The organism is Flavobacterium anseongense, assembly GCF_021608185.1.
GTDB lineage: Bacteria > Bacteroidota > Bacteroidia > Flavobacteriales > Flavobacteriaceae > Flavobacterium > Flavobacterium anseongense.
Genome location: NZ_JAKIHN010000030.1, coordinates 1 through 482 on the forward strand (window position 1 = coordinate 1; position 482 = coordinate 482).

1 protein-coding gene is annotated in these 482 nt (G+C 42.9%); it reads right to left on the reverse strand.

All coding sequences use genetic code 11. From position 1 onward, the window contains the following. Positions 1-482, reverse strand: a 482-nt coding sequence (locus tag L1S35_RS13215; RefSeq protein ID WP_236401457.1) for an FIDD domain-containing protein, incomplete at both ends; no start/stop codon positions are given.

Below are 482 nucleotides of genomic sequence, written 5' to 3' on the forward strand. Positions count from 1 at the left end.
GGCTCTACCCTGATATCCATCGTAGAGATTACATAACAGTCTGTATCCTGATTCGTTATTCGGATTCCTAACGTCTGAACATAAATCTGTGTGTTGGTATACTGCAGATTGGTAATGGCATTACTGCCACTCTGTGCATCTGACAAACTCGGATAAAAAGTAACATCCATACCCGTTTGTCCCAATAGTATTGAACTTACCTGTGAAGCTAAATCAAACGTCTCAAAGCCTACTGCTCCGGTGGTATCACAAAGTGAATATTGAGGATAGTTCGGCTGGGTAGCATTTGGCAGCGGATTTACGATTAACTGCAATGGCACAATATCATAACAACCCGTAGCGGTAGTCTCTACTCTGACATAAATTGTTTGGGTATCACTGATATAACTTGTCGGATTAATGATACTGCCTGTTCCCGATTCTGCCGCTGTCTGAGTGGTGTAAAAAGTGACCGTGTGCGTAAGCGGGTTGATAGCTCCTAA